The sequence below is a fragment of the Pseudomonas sp. TJI-51 genome (assembly GCF_000190455.2).
Classification (GTDB): Bacteria; Pseudomonadota; Gammaproteobacteria; order Pseudomonadales; family Pseudomonadaceae; genus Aquipseudomonas; species Aquipseudomonas juntendi.
Map to the genome: position 1 here is coordinate 1 of NZ_AEWE02000058.1, position 21,705 is coordinate 21,705.

The following is a 21,705-nucleotide window of genomic DNA, read 5'->3' on the forward strand; positions in this document are numbered from 1 at the left end:
CGCCGCGCGGGCGGCGCTCGTTCTGTGGAGCCCCGCAGCCCTCAGCGCGCTCCAAGCAACACCCTGTAACGGCCTGGAACACGTTCCGGGCCGTTTTCATTTAAAATTCCGCATCTTGGCAACGTCAGCCAAAGGTAAACCTCTGGTAAAGGCCCTTTGCTAAAACGATGCCAGTGCTTATCGTTCACCCTCCCCAAGCCGTCATTCCGAACAAGGTTCGTTCAACCCATGCAAGCGTCCAATTCCCGTTCCCCTCGTCGCTGGCTGCTCGGCCTGCTGATCCTGCTGCTGGTGGCTGCGCTGGCCTGGTGGCTGTGGCCTGCAGCAACGCCTGGGAAGGACGCCAGCGGCGGGCGTGGTGGCAAAGGCATGGGCATGGGCGGCCGCCCGGGCTTCGGTGGTTCAACCGATCCGGTGCCTGTGCGCGTCGAACCCGTCACCGTGGGTGACTTCCCGCTGTATTACAAGGCGCTGGGTACAGTGACTGCGACCAACACCGTCAACGTGCGCAGCCGCGTGGCAGGCGAGCTGGTCAAAATCCACTTCAAGGAAGGCCAGCAGGTCAAGGCCGGCGACCTGCTCGCCGAAATCGACCCGCGCACCTACCGGATCGCGCTGCAGCAGGCCGAAGGCACGCTGGCACAGAACCAGGCGCAGTTGAAGAACGCCCAGGTCGACCTGGCCCGCTACAAAGGCTTGTACGCCGAAGACAGTATCGCCAAGCAGACCCTCGACACGGCCGAGGCCCAGGTGGCGCAGTTTCAGGGCCTGGTCAAGACCAACCAGGCGCAAGTCAACGATGCCCGGCTAAACCTGGAGTTCACCCAGATCCGCGCCCCGATCAACGGCCGGGTGGGCCTGCGCCAGCTCGATCTGGGGAACCTGGTAGCGGCCAACGACACCAATGCCCTGGTGGTCATCACCCAGACCGAGCCCATCAGCGTTGCCTTCACCTTGCCGGAAACCGAACTGGACACCGTGCTGCAGCGTTACCGCAGCGGCGCCAGCCTGCCGGTCGAGGCCTGGGACCGCAGTGACAGCAAGCTGCAGTCCAAGGGGGTACTGGCCAGTATCGACAACCAGATCGACACCACCACCGGCACCCTGAAATTCAAGGGCCGCTTCGAGAACAAGGACCTGGCCCTGTTCCCCAACCAGTTCGTCAACGTGCGTCTGCTGGCCGACACCCTCAAGCAGGTGGTCATGGCCCCGGCGGCAGCCATTCAGTTCGGTAACGACGGCACGTTCGCCTACGTCGTCAACGACCAGAGCACGGTCAATGTACGCAAGCTCAAGGTCGGTGCCAGTGATGGCGAGCACAGCGTCATCCTCGATGGCCTGAAGGCCGGCGACCGCCTGGTACTGGAAGGTACCGACCGCCTGCGCGAGGGCACCAAGGTCGAGGTGGTCGAAAACAGCTCGCAGGTGCCGACGACCCCAGGCCAGAAACTGCAGGGCCAGGATGCCAAAGGGTCGGCAGATGCCGGTGAGGGCCAGCCAGGGCAAGCGCAGCCTGGTGCCGCAGCAGGCAAGGCGGGCGCATGAACCTCTCGCGCCTGTTCATCCTGCGGCCGGTCGCCACCACGCTGAGCATGCTGGCCATCGTGCTGGCCGGCCTGATCGCCTACAAGCTGCTGCCGGTTTCTGCCTTGCCGCAGGTGGACTACCCGACCATCCGCGTCATGACCCTGTACCCCGGCGCCAGCCCGGAGGTCATGACCAGCGCGGTGACCGCGCCGCTGGAGCGCCAGTTCGGCCAGATGCCCGGGCTTGAGCAAATGGCCTCGACCAGCTCCGGCGGCGCATCGGTGCTCACCCTGCGTTTCAACCTGGACATGAACATGGACGTTGCCGAGCAGCAGGTACAGGCCGCGATCAACGCCGCCAGCAACCTGCTGCCCAGCGACCTGCCGGCGCCGCCGGTGTACAACAAGGTCAACCCGGCCGACACGCCGGTACTGACCTTGGCCATTTCCAGCAAGACCATGCCGCTGCCCAAGCTCAACGACCTGGTCGATACCCGGGTGGCGCAGAAGCTTGCGCAGATCAGCGGCGTGGGCATGGTGAGCATCGCCGGGGGCCAGCGCCAGGCGGTGCGGATCAAGGTCAATGTCGATGCCTTGGCGGCCAATGGCCTGAACCTTGAAGATGTCCGCACGCTGATCGGCGCGTCCAACGTCAACCAGCCCAAGGGCAACTTCGACGGGCCCACCCGCGTGTCGATGCTCGACGCCAACGACCAGCTGCGCTCCCCCGAGGAATACGCCAACCTGATCCTGGCCTATAACAACGGTGCGCCGCTGCGCCTGAAGGACGTGGCCGAAATCGTCGACGGTGCCGAGAACGAGCGCCTGGCAGCCTGGGCCAACGAAAACCATGCGGTACTGCTGAACATCCAGCGCCAGCCGGGTGCCAACGTGATCGAAGTGGTAGACCGCATCAAGGCGCTGCTGCCGTCGATCACCGACAACCTGCCTGCGGGCCTGGATGTGTCGGTGCTCACCGATCGTACCCAGACCATCCGTGCCGCGGTCAAGGATGTCCAGCACGAACTGCTGATCGCCATCGTGCTGGTGGTCATGGTCACGTTCGTCTTCCTGCGCCGGGCCAGCGCCACCCTCATTCCGTCCATCGCGGTACCGCTGTCGCTGATCGGCACCTTCGGCGTGATGTACCTGGCCGGCTTCTCGGTCAACAACCTCACGCTGATGGCGCTGACCATCGCCACCGGCTTCGTGGTCGACGACGCCATCGTCATGCTGGAGAACATTTCCCGCCATATCGAAGAGGGCGAAACGCCCATGCAGGCCGCGCTCAAGGGCGCCCGGCAAATTGGCTTCACCCTGATATCGCTGACGTTCTCGCTGATTGCGGTACTGATCCCGCTGCTGTTCATGGCCGACGTGGTCGGCCGCCTGTTCCGCGAGTTCGCCATCACCCTGGCGGTGGCCATCCTGATTTCCCTGGTGGTGTCGCTGACCCTGACGCCAATGATGTGCGCGCGCCTGCTCAAACGTGAACCCAAGGAAGAAGAGCAGGGCCGGTTCTACCGTGCCAGTGGCGCCTGGATCGACTGGCTGATCAAACACTACGGCAGCGCCCTGCAATGGGTGCTCAGGCACCAGCCGCTGACGTTGCTGGTGGCGGTGGCAAGCCTGGGGTTGACGGTGTTCCTCTACATGGTGGTGCCCAAGGGCTTCTTCCCGGTGCAGGACACCGGGGTCATCCAGGGCATCTCCGAAGCGCCGCAGTCCACTTCGTTCGCCGCCATGAGCGAGCGCCAGCAGGCCTTGAGCAAGGTGATCCTGCAGGACCCGGCCGTACAAAGCCTGTCGTCCTATATTGGTGTCGATGGTGACAACGCCACGCTCAACAGCGGGCGCTTGCTGATCAACCTCAAGCCCCACGGCGAACGCGACGTCACGGCCAGCGAAGTGATCAGCCGGCTGCAGCCGCAAGTCGACCGCCTGGTGGGCATTCGCCTGTTCATGCAACCGGTGCAGGACCTGAGCATCGAAGACCGCGTTAGCCGCACCCAATACCAGTTCAGCCTGTCGTCGCCCGATGCCGACCTGTTGGCGCAATGGAGCGGCACACTGGTGCAGGCGCTGCAGCAGCGCCCCGAGCTGGCCGATGTGGCCAGTGACCTGCAGGATAAAGGCCTGCAGGTGTACCTGGTCATCGACCGCGACATGGCCAGCCGTTTGGGCATCACCGTGTCGCAGGTCACCAACGCCTTGTACGACGCGTTTGGCCAGCGGCAGATCTCGACCATCTACACCCAGGCCAGCCAGTACCGTGTGGTGCTGCAGGCCAAAGATGCCGCGGTCATCGGCCCGCAGGCGCTGGAGTCGGTCCACGTCAAGGCTGCCGATGGCGGCCAGGTACGCCTGTCGGCATTGGCGCGCATCGAGCAGCGCCAGGCCCAGTTGGCGATCTCGCACATTGGCCAGTTCCCGGCCGTGACCCTGTCTTTCAACCTGGCCCATGGCGCGTCACTGGGTGAAGCGGTGCAGGTGATCGAGCAGGTACAGCAGGACATCGGCATGCCGCTGGGGGTGCAAACCCGCTTCCAGGGGGCGGCGGAGGCCTTCCAGGCCTCGCTTTCGAGCACCTTGCTGCTGATTCTGGCAGCGGTGGTCACCATGTACATCGTGCTGGGCGTGCTGTACGAGAGCTACATCCACCCGGTGACCATCCTCTCGACGCTGCCGTCGGCGGCCGTCGGCGCCTTGCTGGCCTTGCTCATCAGCGGCAACGACCTGGGCATGATCGCGATCATCGGCATCATCCTGCTGATCGGCATCGTCAAGAAGAACGCGATCATGATGATCGATTTCGCCCTCGAAGCCGAACGCCATCAAGGCATGAGCCCCCGGGACGCTATCTACCAGGCGGCGCTGTTGCGCTTCCGGCCAATCCTGATGACCACCCTGGCGGCGCTGTTCGGGGCCGTGCCACTGATGCTGGCCACAGGCTCCGGCGCCGAGCTGCGACAGCCGCTGGGCCTGGTGATGGTCGGTGGCTTGCTGGTCAGCCAGGTGCTGACGTTGTTCACCACGCCGGTCATCTACCTGTACTTCGACCGCCTGGCGCGCCGCTGGCGCCCGGCCGATAGCGCGAAGCAGGCCGAAGCATGAATCTGTCGGGGCCGTTCATTCGTCGCCCGGTGGCGACGATGCTGCTGAGCCTGGCGATCATGCTGCTGGGTGGGGTCAGCTTCAAGCTGCTGCCGGTTGCGCCACTGCCGGAAATGGATTTCCCGGTGATCGTGGTGTCGGCCAACCTGGCCGGTGCCAGCCCCGAGGTCATGGCCTCTACCGTGGCCACGCCACTGGAGCGCAAGCTGGGCAGCATCGCTGGCGTGACCACCCTGACCAGCAGCTCCAACCAGGGCTCGACGCGGGTGATCATCGGTTTCGAGATAGGCCGTGATATCGACGGTGCGGCGCGTGAAGTGCAGGCGGCCATCAATGCCACCCGCAACCTGCTGCCCAGCGGCATGCGCAGCATGCCTACCTACAAGAAGATCAACCCATCGCAGGCGCCGGTCATGGTGCTTTCGCTGACCTCGGACGTGTTGCAGAAGGGGCAGCTGTACGACCTGGCCGACACCATTCTGGCGCAGAGCCTGGCCCAGGTGTCCGGGGTAGGGGAGGTGCAGATCGGCGGTAGTTCGTTGCCGGCGGTGCGCATTGCCGTCGAACCGCAATTGCTCAACCAGTACGGCCTGTCACTGGATGAAGTGCGCACCGCGGTGGCCAACGCCAACCAGCGCCGGCCCATGGGCTTTGTCGAAGACGCCGAGCGCAACTGGCAGGTGCGCGCCAATGACCAGTTGGAGAAGGCCAAGGACTACGAGCCCATCGTCATTCGCCAGCAGAACGGGACCATTCTGCGTCTGTCCGACGTGGCTGCGATTACCGACGGGGTCGAAAACCGCTACAACAGTGGCTTCTTCAATGACCAGTCGGCAGTGCTGCTGGTGGTCAACCGCCAGGCTGGCGCCAACATCATCGAGACGGTCGGGCAGATCAAGGCGCAGCTGCCGGCCCTGCAGTCGCTGCTGCCCGCCAGCGTGCAACTGAACGTGGCCATGGACCGGTCGCCGGTCATCAATGCCAGCCTCAAGGAGGCCGAGCACACCCTGCTGATCGCGGTGGTGCTGGTGATCCTGGTGGTCTACCTGTTCCTCGGCAGCCTGCGCGCCTCGTTGATCCCCAGCCTGGCGGTGCCGGTATCGCTGGTGGGTACTTTCGCTGTCATGTACCTGTGTGGTTTTTCGCTCAACAACCTGTCATTGATGGCGCTGATCCTTGCCACCGGCCTGGTGGTGGACGATGCCATCGTGGTGCTGGAGAACATTTCCCGGCACATCGAAGACGGCCAGCCACCCATGAAGGCGGCCTTCCTGGGTGCCAAGGAAGTCGGCTTCACCTTGCTGTCGATGAACGTCTCGCTGGTGGCGGTGTTCGTTTCCATCCTGTTCATGGGCGGCATCGTGCGCAACCTGTTCCAGGAATTTTCCATCACTTTGGCGGCGGCCATCATCGTGTCGCTGGTGGTGTCGTTGACCCTTACGCCGATGCTCTGCGCGCGCTGGCTCAGGCCGCACAACGCCGAGCAGACGCGCCTGCAACGCTGGAGCGACAAGCTCCACCTGCGCATGGTCGACGCCTATGACCGCAGCCTGGGTTGGGCCCTGCGCCACAAGCGCCTGACCCTGTTCAGCCTGCTGGCAACCATTGGCCTGAATATCGCGTTGTACGTGGTGGTGCCCAAGACGCTGATGCCCCAGCAGGACACCGGCCAACTGATGGGCTTTATCCGCGGTGACGATGGCCTGTCGTTCAGCGTGATGCAGCCGAAGATGGAAACCTACCGTCGCGCCTTGCTCGCCGACCCTGCGGTGCAGAGCGTTGCCGGCTTCATCGGCGGCAACAGCGGTACCAACAACGCCATGATACTGGTGCGCCTGAAGCCGATCAGCGAGCGCAAGCTGGACGCGCAAAAAGTGATCGAGCGCCTGCGCAAAGAGATGCCCAAGGTGCCGGGTGGGCGGCTGTTCCTGATGGCCGACCAGGACCTGCAATTGGGGGGTGGCGGGCGTGACCAGACCTCGTCGCAGTACCTGTACACCCTGCAAAGCGGCGACCTGGCGGCGTTGCGCGAGTGGTTCCCGAAGGTGGTCGCGGCGCTGCGCGCGCTGCCGCAGCTGACTGCCATCGACGCCCGCGATGGGGGTGGCACCCAGCAGGTGACGCTGGTGGTGGACCGCGACCAGGCCAAGCGGCTGGGGATCGACATGGACATGGTCACCACGGTGCTGAACAACGCCTACAGCCAGCGCCAGATTTCCACCATCTACGACAGCCTCAACCAGTACCAGGTGGTGCTGGAAATCAACCCGAAATACGCCTGGGACCCCAGCACCCTCGAACAAGTGCAGGTGATCACCGCGGACGGTGCCCGGGTGCCGTTGTCGACCATCGCCCACTACGAAAATACCCTGGCCAACGACAGGGTCAGCCACGAAGGCCAGTTCGCTGCCGAAGACATCGCCTTCGACATTGCCGAAGGCTATAGCCCCGACCAGGCCCTGGCCGCGGTAGAGCGGGCAGTGGCGACCCTGGGCCTGCCGGAGGGGGTGATCGCCAAGCTCGGCGGCAGCGCCGATGCCTTTGCCAAGACCCAGCAGGGCCAGCCGTTCATGATCCTGGGTGCATTGCTGCTGGTGTACTTGGTGCTGGGTATTCTGTATGAAAGCTACATTCACCCGCTGACCATTCTCTCCACGTTGCCGTCGGCCGGCGTCGGTGCCTTGCTGGCGCTGTACCTGACCGGTGGCGAGTTCAGCCTGATTTCGCTGCTGGGGTTGTTCCTGCTGATTGGCGTGGTGAAGAAGAACGCCATCCTGATGATCGACCTGGCCCTGCAGCTTGAGCGTCATCAGGGGCTGTCTCCGGAGGAGTCGATTCGCCGCGCGTGCCTGCTGCGCCTGCGGCCCATCCTGATGACCACCTTGGCGGCCATCCTCGGTGCCTTGCCGCTGCTGCTGAGCCAGGCCGAAGGCGCCGAAATGCGCCAGCCGCTGGGCCTGACCATCATCGGTGGCCTGGTGTTCAGCCAGATCCTGACCCTTTACACGACGCCGGTGGTCTATCTGTACCTCGACCGCCTGCGCCACCGCTTCAACCGTTGGCGCGGTGTGCGCACCGACGCCGCCATGGAAACCCCGCTATGACATTTGCCCACTCCCCACTGCATCGTGGCCTGCAGGCGTTGACCCGCGGGCGTGGCTCGCGCCTGCTCAGCGCCGGGTTGTGCGTGGCCATGCTCAGTGCCTGCACCCTGAGCCCGGACTACCAGCGCCCGGCGCTGGACAGCACGGCGGCGCAGTTCAAACACGCCGAGGGCTGGACCCAGGCCACACCGTCCGATGCCATCGCCCGTGGCGCCTGGTGGGAAATCTATGGCGACGCCGGGCTCAATGCGCTGGTCGAGGAATTGAACCGCAGCAACCAGACCGTGGCGCAGTCCGAAGCCCAGTACCACCAGGCCCAGGCGCTGGTGCGCAGCAGCCGTGCGTCGCTGTTCCCCAGCCTTGACCTGAGCGCCAGCAAGAACCGCTCGGCGCAGGGTACTGGCAGCTCCAGCTCCAGCCTGTCCAACAACAGCAGCGGCATACGCGACACCTACAATGCGCAGTTGGGCGTGAGCTGGGAAATCGACCTGTGGGGCAAGTTGCGGGAAACCCTGAGTGCCAACCAGGCCAGTGCCCAAGCCAGCCTCGCCGACCTCGCCTCGATCCGCTTGAGCCAGCAGTCGGAACTGGTGCAGAACTACCTGCAACTGCGGGTGCTCGACGAGCAGAAGCGCTTGCTCGAGGCGACCGTGGCCGCTTACCAGCGTTCGTTGCGGATGAATGAAAACCAGTACCGCGCCGGCGTTGCCGGCCCCGATGCGGTTGCCCAGGCACGCACCCAGCTGAAAAGCACCCAGGCTGACCTGATCGACCTGATCTGGCAGCGTGCGCAGTTCGAGAACGCCATTGCGGTGTTGCTGGGCAAGCCTCCGGCCGACTTCAACCTGGCCGACAGCAAGGCTATCCCCGCGCTGCCGCGCATTCCGGTGTCACTGCCTTCGCAATTGCTCGAGCGTCGGCCAGACATTGCTGCGGCCGAGCGCAATGTAATGGCTGCCAACGCCAATATCGGCGTGGCGCGGGCGGCGTACTTCCCGGACCTCAGCCTGAGCATGAATGGGGGGTATTCCAGCAGCAGTTTCAACAACTGGATCGAATTGCCCAACCGCTACTGGTCGGTGGGGCCGCAACTGGCGCTGACCCTGTTCGACGCCGGCAAGCGCAGCGCCGAGGTTGACCGCACCGTGGCAGTTTATGACCAGACCGTGGCGCAGTACCGGCAGACCGTGCTGGACAGCTTCAAGGAAGTGGAAAACCTGCTGGTGCAGTTGAAGGTCTACGGTGATGAAGCGGTGGTGCGCCAGGAGGCGCTGGATGCCGCCCGTGAGTCGCTGCGCCTGACCGAAAACCAGTACCGCGCAGGCTTGATCGGTTACCTGGACGTTGTCAACGTGCAGGCCACGGCGCTGAGTAACGAGCGCAGTGTGCTGAACCTGCTGCAAGGGCGCCTGGTGGCCAGTGTGCAACTGGTGGCCGCGCTAGGCGGTGGCTGGGATGCCGGGCAGGCGTTTGCCGAGCAGGATTGACGGCACCGCCCAGTGCGGGCCATTGACCTGGCAGACGAGCCCGCATTGCTCAATTACCTGGTGAGTGGCGCCCGGCACTGAGCGCCACCGGCGCGGCCCCCGGTCAGCTATTCCAGTCCGGGGCAAAGGGCGGGCTGACCACTCGCTGGTCTTTCGGTAGTTCGGCAATCGCAGCGCGGTCCTCGTCATCCAGTTGCACGTTCAGCGCCGCCAGGTTGGCCAACTGGTTTTCGCGGCTGCTGGCCTTGGGGATCGCCGCCACACCGTCCTGGTCCAGTAACCATTTGAGCGCCACCTGGCTGGGCAGTACGCCGTGCTTGCCGGCAATCGCCTGGATCACCGGGTGCGCCGCCGCCTGGCCGCGGGCCAGCGGGGTATAGGCGGTGAGCAGCAGATCATGGCTACGGGCGTAATCGAGCAGCGGCTGCTGGCCGAGCAGCACGTGGTACTCCACCTGGATCGCCGACAACGGCGCCCCGTGCTGTTCCACGACCTCGCGTAGCAAGCCCAAGGGGAAGTTGGCCACACCAATGTGGCGTGCCTTGCCTTCTTCACGCAGGGCCACCAAGGTCTCGATACTGCGGGCCAGGTCTTCATGCTGGCCGGGCCAGTGAATATGGAACAGGTCCACCTGCTCGGTACCCAGTGCCCGCAGGCTGGCTTCCAGCGACGCGCGCATGGCCTTGGGTTGCAGCCGGTCCCACCAGACTTTGGTGGTCAGGTGGACCTGCTCGCGCGGGACGTCGCTGTCGCGCAGGGCCTGGCCGACGGCGGCTTCGTTCTCGTAGGCGGTGGCCGTGTCGATGTGCCGGTACCCTAACTCCAGTGCCTGGCGCACGGCCTGGGTGCACGCGCTGCCGGTCATTGGCCAGGTGCCCAGGCCCAGGGCAGGCAGTTTCAGGCCGTTACGGGTTGTGAGCCCTTGCATGTCAATTCCTTGTACAGTTTGCCGGGTGAGGCTCCATGGTCGATGATCACTGCGGCACGGGCCATGCGCGCGGCGCGCAAAGTGGTCGATCAGCGAACGGAAAATGCGTTCGGCCCCGGCCTGGGGCAAATGAACTTCCTTATGTTGCGGCATCTCTTCTAGAATCCCAGCTGTTGCATCCGCCAGGCTCCGCCTGCGCGCTCATCCCCCTGGCGCGGCCTATGGCGGCGTCGTCATCGAGAGAGCCATGAGTTCCAGTACACCGTTGTCCGGCGTCAACAAACCCTTGCGTGGCATCGCCCTGGTGGTGGTTGCGACGTTCCTGTTCGCCAGCCACGATGCCTTGTCCAAATTCCTCGGCGGCCTGTACCCGATCGTGATGGTGGTATGGGCGCGCTATGTGGTGCATACCCTGCTGATGGCCGGCATTTTCCTGCCCAAGGCCGGCCTGAACGTGCTGCGTACCCGCCGCCCGCTGTTGCAAACCCTGCGTGCCTTGAGCCTGCTGAGCACCAGCCTGCTGTTCACCACGGGCTTGCAGTACCTGCCGCTGGCCGAGGCAACGGCGGTCAACTTCCTGGCCCCGGTGCTGGTCACCGCACTGTCGGCGCCATTGCTCAAAGAGCGGGTTACCGTGGCGCAGTGGGTGGCGGTGGTGCTGGGTTTCATCGGCGTGCTGGTGGTGGTGCACCCGGGTGGGGCCATGTTTACCCCGGCGATTCTGTACCCGTTCGGCTCGGCGTTGGGCTTCTGCTTCTATCAGTTGCTGACGCGTATTCTGGCCGCGCATGACAGCCCCACCACCAGCAACTTCTATGCGGGGCTGTGCAATACGCTGGCGATGAGTGCGCTGGTGCCGTTCTTCTGGGAAGTGCCGCGCTGGGACCATGCCTTGCTGATGTTGGCGCTGGGCGGTTTCGGCATGACCGCGCACCTGTTGCTGACCCAGGCATTCCGCCATGCGGCACCCGCGTTGCTGGCACCGTTCAGCTATTGCCAGATCGTGTTCGCTGGCTTGCTTGGCTTGGTGGTGTACAGCCAGGTACCGGATACCTTGAGCCTGGTGGGTATCGCGGTGATCTGCCTCAGCGGCCTGGGGGCGGCGTGGATGCAGCGGGGCAAGTAAGCCTGACCATCGTCAAGGCTGGCTGGCCATGAACTGCATGATGCGCTCGCGTAGCCAGCGCTCGGCCGGGTCGTTGTCCTGGGCGCCACTCCAGACCATCGACAGCTCGGCCTCGGTGATCTCGAACGGTGCAGGGTCGGCGCGTAGACAACTGTCCTCGACCAGTGCACAGGCAGCGTAGTCAGGTACCGTGGCGATCAGTTCGGTGTTGCGCAGCAGGGCGCGCAGGCTGCCGAACTGCGGCACGGCCAGCACCACTTTGCGGGATCGACCGATCCGCGCCAGGTCGAGGTCGATGTTGCCGCTCATGTCACCGGAGAACGACACCATCACATGCGGCCGGGCACAGTATTCGTCGAGTGTCAGCGGCCCCGGACGATCGTCGGCGCGCAGCACCCGCACGCCGATATCGCGCAGCTTGCGGCGCTTGGCGGTTGCCGGCAGGTCGGTGGTGTAACTTACCCCCACCGAGATCTCGCCGCTGGCCAGCAAGCCCGGCATCAACAGAAAGTTGGCCCGCCGGACCACCACGCTGATGTCCGGCGCTTCTTCACGCAGGGCCTGCAGCAAGGCCGGAAACAGGCCGAACTCGGCATCGTCCGACAGCCCCAGGCGGAAGACGTTGCAACTGCTGGCCGGGTCGAACTCGCGGGCGCGGCTGATGGCCGCGGAAATCACATCCATGGCCGGGCCCAGCTCCGCGAAGATCTGCATCGCCCGTGGCGTGGGCTCCATGGCGCGCCCGCTGCGGATCAGCAGGGGGTCGTCGAACAGTTCGCGCAGGCGGGCGAGGGCGGCGCTGACGGTGGACTGGGTGATGAACAGCTTTTCACCGACGCGGGTGAGGTTGCGTTCGATCATCAAGGCTTCGAACAGCACCAGCAGGTTCATGTCGACGCGGCGCAGGTCGTTGCGGTTCATGAGGCTTGGGTTCCGGAGCTAAGGGTTTTGCGCTGTATTGAAGCATGGGCCGCCGCGTCGTGCCTTGTATGGATGTGCCGGCGGCCTGGTCTGAAGCTGCGGCGCTGAAAGAGCCAACCTATCGCGGCCAAACAGCCGCTCTATTAGACCTGCGCTCAGGCTCGGCTAGTCTTTCTCCTGGCCCCGCGAATTCCGCGCACCGGTGGGGGCAGCACGCCTGTGCAAGACCGCACCCACCCGTTGTGACAGCTTCGCGAGCCCCCGTTTACCCCTGATCAGGCATGGCACGCGCGCCTGCTCGGCTGAGCGAACATCTGGCACAGACCGGAAATCTGGATAATCGACCTAAAGGTACCCGCAGATGTCGAATGAATCGAAATGCCCGTTCCATCAAACCGCAGGTGGCGGCACCACCAACCGTGACTGGTGGCCTGACCAGCTCAACCTCAGAATCCTGCACCAGCACTCGTCCAAGTCTGACCCGATGGACCCGGACTTCGACTATGCCAAGGCCTTCAAAAGCTTGGATTTCCAGGCCCTGAAGCAAGACCTGACCGCGTTGATGACCGATTCGCAGGACTGGTGGCCGGCCGATTTCGGCCACTACGGCCCGCTGTTCATCCGCATGGCCTGGCACAGCGCCGGCACCTACCGCATTGCCGATGGTCGCGGTGGCGCAGGCTCTGGCCAGCAACGATTCGCACCGCTCAACAGCTGGCCAGACAACGTCAGCCTGGACAAGGCCCGGCGCCTGCTGTGGCCGATCAAGCAAAAGTATGGCAACAAGATTTCCTGGGCCGACCTGATCGTGCTCACGGGCAATGTGGCGCTGGAGTCGATGGGCTTCAAGACCTTCGGCTTCTCTGGCGGCCGCGCCGATGTGTGGGAGCCGGACGAAGATGTCTACTGGGGCTCGGAAAAGGTCTGGCTGGGTGGCGATACCCGCTATGGCAAGGAGCAGGTCAAAGCCCAGCCGCCAGGGCAAGGGGACCTGGTGGCAGAGCCCGCCAAGCACCCGCAGGAACAAAGCCGAGACCTCGGTGGCGAGCGTAACCTAGAGAACCCGCTGGCGGCCGTGCAGATGGGCCTGATCTACGTGAACCCGGAAGGGCCGGAGGGCAACCCCGACCCGGTCGCCTCGGGCAGGGACATCCGTGAAACCTTTGGCCGCATGGCCATGAACGATGAAGAAACCGTGGCGCTGATCGCCGGCGGCCATGCCTTCGGCAAGACCCACGGTGCCGGCCCGGCCGACAATGTCGGCCCCGAGCCGGAAGCCGCTGGGCTGGAACTGCAGGGCCTGGGCTGGGCCAACAGGTTGGGTACCGGCAAGGGCGGCGACACCATCACCAGCGGCCTTGAAGTGACCTGGACTTCGACGCCGACGAAGTGGAGCAACGAGTACCTGAACAACCTGTTCGACTTCGAGTGGGAGCTGACCAAAAGCCCCGCTGGTGCCCACCAGTGGACACCGAAAGAAGGCAAAGGCGCGGGCACCGTACCGGATGCCCACGACCCGGCCAAACGCCACGCGCCGTCGATGCTCACGTCCGACCTGGCGCTGCGCTTCGACCCGGTCTATGGGCCTATCGCCAAGCGCTTCAAGGACAACCCTGAGCAACTGGCAGATGCTTTCGCCCGCGCCTGGTACAAGCTGATCCACCGCGACATGGGCCCGCTGGCGCGCTACTTGGGCCCGGAAATGCCCAATGAAGAGCTGCTGTGGCAAGACCCGATCCCGCCAGTCGACCACCCGCTGGCGGGCGAGCAGGACATTTCCGCGCTCAAGGCCAAGGTGCTGGCCACGGGCCTGAGCGTGGGCGAGCTGGTGGCCACGGCCTGGGCTGCAGCATCGACCTTCCGGGGCTCTGACAAGCGCGGCGGTGCCAACGGTGGTCGCTTGCGCCTGGCACCGCAAAAAGACTGGGTGGCCAACCAGGGCACCGGCAAGGTCGTTGCCGCGCTTGAGCACATCCAGGCCGAGTTCGCTGCCAGCGGCAAGCACATTTCCCTGGCCGACTTGATCGTGCTGGCCGGTGCCGCTGCCGTGGAGAAGGCCGCCAAGGACGCCGGTCATGACCTGAGCGTGGCGTTTCACCCGGGCCGTGCCGATGCTACGCAGGCACAGACCGACGTGGAATCGTTCGCCGTGCTGGAGCCGCTGGCGGATGGTTTCCGAAATTTCAGCAAGGGCCGCTACAGCGTCAAAGCCGAGAAGTTGTTGCTGGACAAGGCGCAGCTGTTGACCTTGACCGCGCCGGAAATGACCGTACTGATCGGCGGGCTGCGCGTGTTGGGTGCCAACCATGCGGGGAGTCAACAGGGCGTGTTCACCGACAAGGTTGGCACCCTGAGCAACGATTTCTTCCGCAACCTGCTGGACATGGGCGTGGAGTGGAAGCCGACTTCGGCAGACAACGAAGCGTTCGAAGGCCGCGACCGCAAGAGCGGGCAGGTGAAATGGAGCGCGAGCCGCGTCGACCTGGTGTTTGGGTCGCATGCGCAATTGCGGGCGTTGAGCGAGGTGTACGGCAGCAGTGATGGCGGCGCTAAGTTCGCGCGCGATTTCGTTGCCGCCTGGGAGAAGGTCATGGAACTGGACCGTTTTGACCTGAAGTGAGGAACCTGCGGGGGCTGCTGGGCAGCCCCCTTTGCCATTGGCGATCCCGCCAATTCCAGGTCGGATAGATACAAAAGTGCCCTTGTCGGTTCTGTTGCAATGCTTCTCAGGCGGCCGGCCTGAACAGCGTGCTCACAACGACAAGGAAACCCGACCATGCAAATGCCCAAGACCCTGAAAATCCGCAACGGCAACAAGGTGCAGCCGACCTTTTCTGCCCAGGAATATGCCGCCCGCCACGCCCGGCTGCGGGCGTACATGGCGGAACACGACATCGAAGCGGCCATTTTCACCTCGTACCACAACGTCAACTACTACAGCGACTTCCTCTATTGCTCGTTCGGCCGCCCCTATGCGCTGGTCGTTACCCAGGACAAGGTTGTCTCGGTCAGCGCCAATATCGATGGCGGGCAACCGTGGCGGCGTACGGTCGGTACCGACAACATCGTCTACACCGACTGGCAACGTGACAACTACTTCGTCGCGATCCAGCAGGCGTTGCCCCTGGCCTCGCGCATCGGGGTGGAGTACGACCACCTCAACCTTCAGAACCACGCCAAGTTCGCGGCCTGCTATCCGAAAGCGGAACTGGTCGATATCGGCGCGCCCTGCATGCGCATGCGCATGATCAAGTCGGCCGAGGAACAGGCGCTGATCCGCCACGGTGCACAGGTAGCCGATATCGGCGGGGCTGCGGTGGTGGAGGCACTGCGTGACCAGGTGCCAGAGTACGAGGTGGCGCTGCACGCGACCCAGGCGATGGTGCGCGAAATTGCCCGACGCTTCCCGGATGCCGAACTGATGGACACCTGGACCTGGTTCCAGTCCGGGCTCAACACCGACGGTGCACACAACCCGGTCACCAGCCGCCGGGTCGGCAAGGGGGAGATCCTGAGCCTCAACTGCTTCCCGATGATCGCCGGCTACTACACCGCACTGGAGCGTACGCTGTTCCTCGACCACTGCCCGGAGGCGCACCTGCGGTTATGGCAGGCCAACGTCGAGGTGCACGAAGCCGGGCTGAAACTGGTGCGCCCAGGCATGCGCTGCAGCGACATTGCCCGTGAACTGAATGACATTTTCCTGCGCCATGACCTGCTGCAATACCGCACCTTCGGCTATGGCCACTCATTCGGCACCTTGAGCCATTACTACGGCCGCGAGGCCGGGCTTGAACTGCGTGAAGACATCGACACAGTGCTGGAGCCGGGGATGGTGGTGTCGATCGAGCCGATGATCATGCTGCCCGAAGGCCGGCCTGGGGCCGGTGGCTATCGCGAGCATGACATCCTGATCGTCAACGACAGCGGTGCCGAAAACATCACCCGGTTCCCGTATGGGCCGGAGCACAACATCATTCGCAAATAAGACTGATGCCGGCTTTGGCGCCGGCACGCCAGCGCCAAAGCCACTACACACAACAACAATATCCCGTATGACCACCACACCCTGCCTCCAATTAAAACAACCATGGGGTACCCGTCATGTCCAGCACCACCCTTGACCCATCCGCCGTCGCTGGCGTTTCGCACAGCGCCGAACGCCAAGCCCTGCGCAGGGCTGCCCGGGCCAGTTTCATGGGCAACTTCGTCGAATGGTTCGACTACGCAGCCTATGGCTACCTGGCCACCATCATCGCCGCCACCTTCTTCCCGCAGGCCGACAAGGCCACCAGCCTGTTGGCAACCTTTGCAGTGTTCGCCCTGTCGTTTCTGGTACGCCCATTGGGCGGCATCGTCTGGGGCCATTTCGGCGACCGGTATGGCCGGCGCACGGCGCTGTCGTGGTCGATCCTGATCATGTCGATGTCCACCTTCTGCATCGGCTTGCTACCCGGTTACGCCCAGATCGGTCTATGGGCGCCGGCGCTGCTGTTGTTGATTCGCCTGGTGCAGGGGTTTTCCGCTTCGGGTGAGTATGCCGGTGCAGCAGCGTTCCTGGCCGAGTACGCGCCGCCGGGCCGGCGTGGCTTGTACACCAGCATTGTGCCGGCCAGTACCGCGGCGGGCCTGTTGTTTGGGGCAGCGTTCGTCGCGCTGTTGCATGAAGGGCTCAGCAGTGAAGCCTTGCACACCTGGGGCTGGCGCCTGCCGTTCCTGCTGGCGGCGCCATTTGGCCTGGTGGGGCGCTATATCCGCATCAGCTTGCAGGACACGCCCAAGTTCCTGGAAATGGAGCAGCGCCTGGAAAACAAGGCCGGCATGGCTCCGGCGCCCTTGCGCGAACTGCTCGGCCAGCATCGCCGCAGCCTGGCTATCGGCATGGGGGTTACGTGCCTGAACGCGGTGGCGTTCTATTTGCTGCTCAGCTACATGCCGACCTATCTGTCCACTGAAATGGGCATGAGCGAGCGGGATTCATTCATTGCGTCGACGGTGTCGCTGGCCACCTATATCGGCCTGGTTTTCCTGATGGGGCGGCTGTCTGACCTGTTTGGACGCAAAACCATGCTGGTGGTGGCATCGCTGTTGTTCCTTGGCTTGACAGTGCCGCTGTTCAGACTGCTGGACGGGCAACCGCTGCTGGTGATCCTGGCGATACAAATTCTGTTCGGTGCGATGCTGGCGATGAACGACGGGACCTTGCCGTGCTTGCTGGCAGAGCTGTTTCCCACGCGGGTGCGCTTCAGCGGTTTTGCTTTGAGCTTCAATGCGGCCAATGCGCTTTTTGGCGGCACTGCACCGTTCATTGCCACTTGGCTGATCCAGGTGACCGGCAGCAAACTGGCGCCGGCGGGTTACTTGCTGGCAGCGGCACTGGTAGCGCTGGTGGCCATGCTGATGTGCCGGGAAACAGCCCACGCTGCGCTGGAAGATTGAATCACCTGGCCCCCACATCGCGCAAAGGGTGCGAACCTGACCTAGCCCATGACCCCGGTCAGTGCAACGAGGCCTGCCGCCGCTCGCCCAGTGGTGACAAGCCGAAGAACCGGCTGTAGCTCTTGGAGAAATGCGCTGGCGAACTGAACCCGCACGCCAGCGCCACTTCGCGCACCTGCACATCGCTGCGCAGCAGCAGCTCCCGTGCGTGTGACAGGCGCAGTTCCAGGTAGTACTGGCTGGGGGTGCGTTGCAGGTATTTGTGGAACAGCCTTTCGAGCTGGCGCACGGTCACCTCGTTGAGGCTGGCCAGCTCTTCGAGGGTCAGCGGTTCCTCGAGGTTGGCCTCCATGATCGCCACCACTTGGCTGAGTTTGGGCTGGGCACTGCCGAGCAGGGTGCGCAACGGCACCCGTTGGCGGTCGCGCTCGCCACGCACGCGATCACACAGCAGCAGTTCGGCGGCCTTGGCGGCGATAGCCTGGCCACCGGGCTCGCGGGCTACCAGTTGCAGCATCATGTCCATCGCCGCCACCCCGCCCGAGCAGGTATAACGGTCGCGGTCCAGCTCGAACAGCTGGCTGGAGATGACAATGCCGGGAAAATGCGCTTGCAGGGTTGGCAGGTCTTCCCAGTGGATGGTACAGCGGTAGCCGGTGAGCAGCTCGGCCCTGGCCAGCAGGTAACTGCCGGTGCAGATACCGCCCAGGGGCAGGTGTTGCCGTGCCAGGTGGCGCAGCCATTCGATCAGCGGGCGGTTGCCGCGGCCACGGTCGATCGGGTTGGCGCCTACCACCAGCAGCGTGTCCAGGGCAGGGGCGTTGGCGATGCTGTAGTCGGGCAGTACGCGCATGCCGTTGCTGGCCACCACCGGTGCCTCATCCGCCGCAATCAACACACTGCGAAACAAGGTTTGATGTGCGGCCAGGTTGGCCATGCGCAGGGTTTCGACGGCCGATGCCAGGCCGATCGTGGTGAAATTGGGCAAAATCAGAAAGCCGAAGGTCTTGACCGAACAACGCTTTACACTTGAAAGCGGCGGGTTTGCAGAAACGGGGGGGACCATTGCGCTGTACCTGTGCAAGCTGAGCCGTGGTTTATCAGGGGCAGTGAAAAACAGGGCCTCGCGTGGTGCTTGTTGTTATAGGTCGTTGCCGGGTCGATCTTACACCCAGGGCGCAGCGGCCAGGAATGGCCATGCCCGTTGGCAGGGCCGACAGTGATCGCATAGAGAAGGTGATTGTCAGTGAACCCCGAAACCTTGCTGGCAAGCCTGCCAGGCTACGCTATCGCACCTGAGTCGATTCAGGTGCTGCCCGATGCCAAGGCCTACCGTGCCTGCCTGCTCGAGCGTATCGGCATGGCCACCCGGCGCATTGTCATTGTGGCCCTGTACCTGCAGGAAGACGAGGCAGGCCAGGAAGTACTGGACGCCTTGTACCAGGCCAAGGCCGCGCGCCCAGGCCTGCAAATCACCGTTGTGGTCGACTGGTTCCGCGCCCGCCGCGGGCTGCTGGGGGCCGGGCGTCAGCCGGGCAATGCGGCCTGGTACCAGGCCCAGCGCCAGTTGCACGGGCTGGAGATCGCCATCCATGGGGTGCCGGTGCAGACCCGCGAGCTGTTTGGGGTGTTGCACCTCAAGGGCAGCATCATCGACGACTGTGTGATCTATACCGGTGCCAGCCTGAACAACGTGTACCTGCACCGTTTCGATCGCTACCGCCTGGACCGCTATCACCTGTTCCAGTCACCGGCACTGGCGGACGCCATGGCCGACCTGGTGCAGCGCCTGCTGCATCCGGCCGCCACGCCGCGTCTCGATCTGCCGGCGCCACCTTCTACCCGTAGCCTGCGCGGTGACATCCGGCGCTTGCGCGCGCGGTTGCGGCGCATGGCCTATCAGGCCCCGGCCCCTGAGCCAGGGCAGGGCCTGCGGGTCATACCGCTGCTGGGCGTGGGCCGAGGCAACCGGTTGAACCGGGCCGTGTGCGCATTACTGGCGGCGGCGCAGGCGCAGATCATCATCAGTACGCCGTATTTCAACCCGCCACGTGTCGTGATGCGCGAGCTTGACCAGGCGTTGGCGCGTGGGGTGCGGGTTGAGTTGATTGTCGGCGACCGCACAGCGAACGACTTCTATATCCCCCCTGGCGAACCGTTCAGCGCCAGTGGCGCGTTGCCTTACCTGTACGAGGACACCTTGCGCGCCTTCGTTCGGCGCCGCCAGGCGGCGATAGCCGGCGGGCAGCTACAAGTGCGCATCTGGAACGACCCGGGGCATACGTTCCATGCCAAGGGGGTGTGGGTCGATCAGCGTTATTCGCTGCTGACCGGCAATAACCTGAACCCGCGGGGGTTCAACCTGGACCTGGAGAACGGCTTGCTGATCGACGACCCGCATGGGCAATGGTTGGCGCCGCGTGAAGCGGAGCTCGACGGGTTGCGCCATTTCGCGCCGCCGATCGATTCGCTGGAGGCCCTGGGGGTGAAGGCCGAACACCCCAAGGAAGTGCGCCGGTTCCTGCGGCGTTTGCGCTACAGCCGCCTGGAACCGTTGATCAAGCGGGTGTTGTGACACCGGCTGAAGCACGGCGCGGTAGCGCAACGATCTGGCGCAAGGAAATGGCTGCCTGGGCCTGACCGAGGGCTTCATGAAGGGAAGCTGACTGATCGTCAGGTCAGCTATTCAGCCTGCGATGATATCAATATGATATCGGTGCTGCCGCAGGCGTTCCTGCGGTTGAGCTATGATTTACGGGCTCCCGACCAGGGCCCCTCTGAAAAGTCATCACAAGCGCATACAATCGCGCCCTTTTCCTTATTAACCAGATAGGCCAAAGCGTATATGGCGCTAGATCCACCTACGATGCTGACCATTTCGGTTGCCCTGGCAGCGGCGGCTGCCCTGTATTTGGCAATTGAATGGCGCAGTGTTCGCGAGTCCTCGCTACTGTTCTGGAGCGCAGGCTTCGCCACCATCACGGTCGGTTGCATGCTGGCCTTGTTGCGCGGGATCGGTTTGCTGTTCATCGGCATTTGGTTCGCCAATGGCTTGCTGGTAGTGGCCCATGGGTTCTTCTTGTGGGGTGTGCTGCGCTTTACCCAGGAGCGTTTGTCACGGGCCTGGCTGGTCATCGTGCTGGTCTGGTTCGCCCTGCTGCTGTTGCCCGTGGGGCCGCAGTGGTCGAAGGTGATGTTGATGGTCAACTCGTTGCTGGTAGCGGCGCTGACCCTCAAGGCGAGCTTCCTGTTGCGGCCGCATGGCAAGTCGTTGAGCGTTGGCGCGGTGCAGCTGCGCTACGTGCTGTTGCTCCATGGTGTGTTCTACGTGGTCAAGGCAATCATTGCGATTGCACCGGGTACCTTGATCGACCTGGCCACGTTTGGCGGGCTGATCATTCAGGTTTCGCTGGTGGAGGGGGCGATGGCGATCATGCTGATTGCCTTGTCGATGACTGGCACCGTGCGTTACCGACGCGAGGAGCGGATTGCCCGGTTGGCGGCACGCGACCCGCTGACCGCGCTGTACAACCGGCGGGCCCTGGAAGTGCGGGCAGCCCCTTTTTTCAAGGACGTCAGCCCAACCCAGCCTGGTGCATTGCTGCTGATCGATATCGACAATTTCAAGCTGGTCAATGACCTGCATGGGCATATTGCCGGGGATCGGTTGCTGGTCGCCCTGAGCGAGATGATCCGTACGGTGCTGCCGGAGCGCTCGCTGGCGGCGCGTTTGGGCGGGGACGAGTTTGTCATATTGCTCAGTGGCACCAGCAATGAGCGGGTATTGGACCTGGGTGGGATCTTGCGGGAACAGTTCCAGCTGTATGCGGGCAAGACGGCGCCGACGCCGGAGGCGGTGACGCTCAGTATTGGCGCCAACCTGTTCGACCAGCCGCCGGCGAGTCTGGCGGCACTGATCGAGCAGGGTGATGTGGCGTTGTATCAGTCCAAGCGGGGTGGGCGGGACAGTATTCGTTTTGTCGAGCGGTCGATGGCGGGGGTTGGCCAGTGAGGCTTCAGCCTTGGTCAGCCCTGATACGATCCCTGTGGGAGATTCTAT

The 21,705-nt window shown here is 63.9% G+C and carries 13 protein-coding genes; 10 read left to right on the forward strand and 3 right to left on the reverse strand.

Annotation, left to right across the window (positions count from 1 at the left end; genetic code table 11):
• Window positions 1–228 precede the first annotated feature (228 nt).
• From G1E_RS13330 to G1E_RS13345, 4 genes are read left to right on the forward strand one after another with little or no spacing between them, the layout of a single operon-like run.
• Window positions 229–1,545: an MdtA/MuxA family multidrug efflux RND transporter periplasmic adaptor subunit gene (locus tag G1E_RS13330; protein WP_009682401.1), complete on the forward strand. Its 1,317-nt coding sequence runs from the start codon at window positions 229–231 to the stop codon at window positions 1,543–1,545.
• Window positions 1,542–4,640, forward strand: a complete 3,099-nt coding sequence (locus G1E_RS13335) for an MdtB/MuxB family multidrug efflux RND transporter permease subunit (RefSeq protein WP_047149881.1) — start codon at window positions 1,542–1,544, stop codon at window positions 4,638–4,640. The genes G1E_RS13330 and G1E_RS13335 overlap by 4 nt, the downstream gene beginning before the upstream one ends.
• Window positions 4,637–7,744, forward strand: coding sequence for an efflux RND transporter permease subunit (locus G1E_RS13340; protein ID WP_009682404.1), 3,108 nt, complete (start codon window positions 4,637–4,639; stop codon window positions 7,742–7,744). The genes G1E_RS13335 and G1E_RS13340 overlap by 4 nt, the downstream gene beginning before the upstream one ends.
• Entirely contained in the window at window positions 7,741–9,231 is a 1,491-nt protein-coding gene (locus G1E_RS13345) for an efflux transporter outer membrane subunit (protein WP_009682405.1), read from the forward strand. Before G1E_RS13340 ends, G1E_RS13345 begins: the two co-directional genes overlap by 4 nt.
• 103 nt (window positions 9,232–9,334) lie before the next feature.
• Here the strand turns inward: G1E_RS13345 and G1E_RS13350 are convergent, their stop codons facing one another.
• The gene (locus G1E_RS13350; protein ID WP_009682406.1) at window positions 9,335–10,159 is read right to left on the reverse strand and encodes an aldo/keto reductase; all 825 of its coding nucleotides are present in this window, start codon (window positions 10,157–10,159) and stop codon (window positions 9,335–9,337) included.
• Between the two features lie 247 nt (window positions 10,160–10,406).
• Between G1E_RS13350 and G1E_RS13355 the strand changes: the two genes are divergently transcribed.
• Window positions 10,407–11,285 (forward strand): DMT family transporter, encoded by an 879-nt coding sequence (locus G1E_RS13355; RefSeq protein WP_009682408.1) that lies wholly within the window; start codon window positions 10,407–10,409, stop codon window positions 11,283–11,285.
• Window positions 11,286–11,297: 12 nt separating this feature from the next.
• On the opposite strand, the gene G1E_RS13360 is transcribed toward G1E_RS13355, so the two are convergent.
• Complete coding sequence (locus G1E_RS13360; RefSeq protein ID WP_009682409.1) at window positions 11,298–12,206, reverse strand: LysR family transcriptional regulator; 909 nt, start codon at window positions 12,204–12,206, stop codon at window positions 11,298–11,300.
• Between the two features lie 361 nt (window positions 12,207–12,567).
• Between G1E_RS13360 and katG the strand changes: the two genes are divergently transcribed.
• The 3 genes from katG (at window position 12,568) to G1E_RS13375 (ending at window position 17,645) form a co-directional block, all read left to right on the forward strand.
• Window positions 12,568–14,826 carry a catalase/peroxidase HPI gene (gene katG, locus G1E_RS13365; RefSeq protein WP_009682410.1) on the forward strand — a complete coding sequence of 753 codons (2,259 nt, stop codon included), beginning with the start codon at window positions 12,568–12,570 and terminating at the stop codon, window positions 14,824–14,826.
• Between the two features lie 156 nt (window positions 14,827–14,982).
• Entirely contained in the window at window positions 14,983–16,194 is a 1,212-nt protein-coding gene (locus tag G1E_RS13370; RefSeq protein ID WP_029886918.1) for a M24 family metallopeptidase, read from the forward strand.
• Between the two features lie 116 nt (window positions 16,195–16,310).
• Entirely contained in the window at window positions 16,311–17,645 is a 1,335-nt protein-coding gene (locus G1E_RS13375; RefSeq protein ID WP_009682412.1) for an MFS transporter, read from the forward strand.
• 58 nt (window positions 17,646–17,703) lie between these two features.
• Here G1E_RS13375 and G1E_RS13380 read toward each other — a convergent pair whose 3' ends face one another.
• A complete protein-coding gene (locus tag G1E_RS13380) occupies window positions 17,704–18,711 on the reverse strand; it encodes a GlxA family transcriptional regulator (RefSeq protein ID WP_047149882.1) in 1,008 nt (335 codons plus the stop codon).
• Between the two features lie 180 nt (window positions 18,712–18,891).
• On the opposite strand from G1E_RS13380, the gene pssA reads away from it, so the two are divergent.
• Both pssA and G1E_RS13390 read left to right on the forward strand, forming a co-directional pair.
• The gene (gene pssA, locus G1E_RS13385; RefSeq protein ID WP_009682415.1) at window positions 18,892–20,220 is read left to right on the forward strand and encodes a CDP-diacylglycerol--serine O-phosphatidyltransferase; all 1,329 of its coding nucleotides are present in this window, start codon (window positions 18,892–18,894) and stop codon (window positions 20,218–20,220) included.
• 291 nt (window positions 20,221–20,511) lie between these two features.
• A complete protein-coding gene (locus G1E_RS13390) occupies window positions 20,512–21,657 on the forward strand; it encodes a GGDEF domain-containing protein (RefSeq protein WP_009682416.1) in 1,146 nt (381 codons plus the stop codon).
• The last annotated feature ends 48 nt before the right edge of the window (window positions 21,658–21,705 follow it).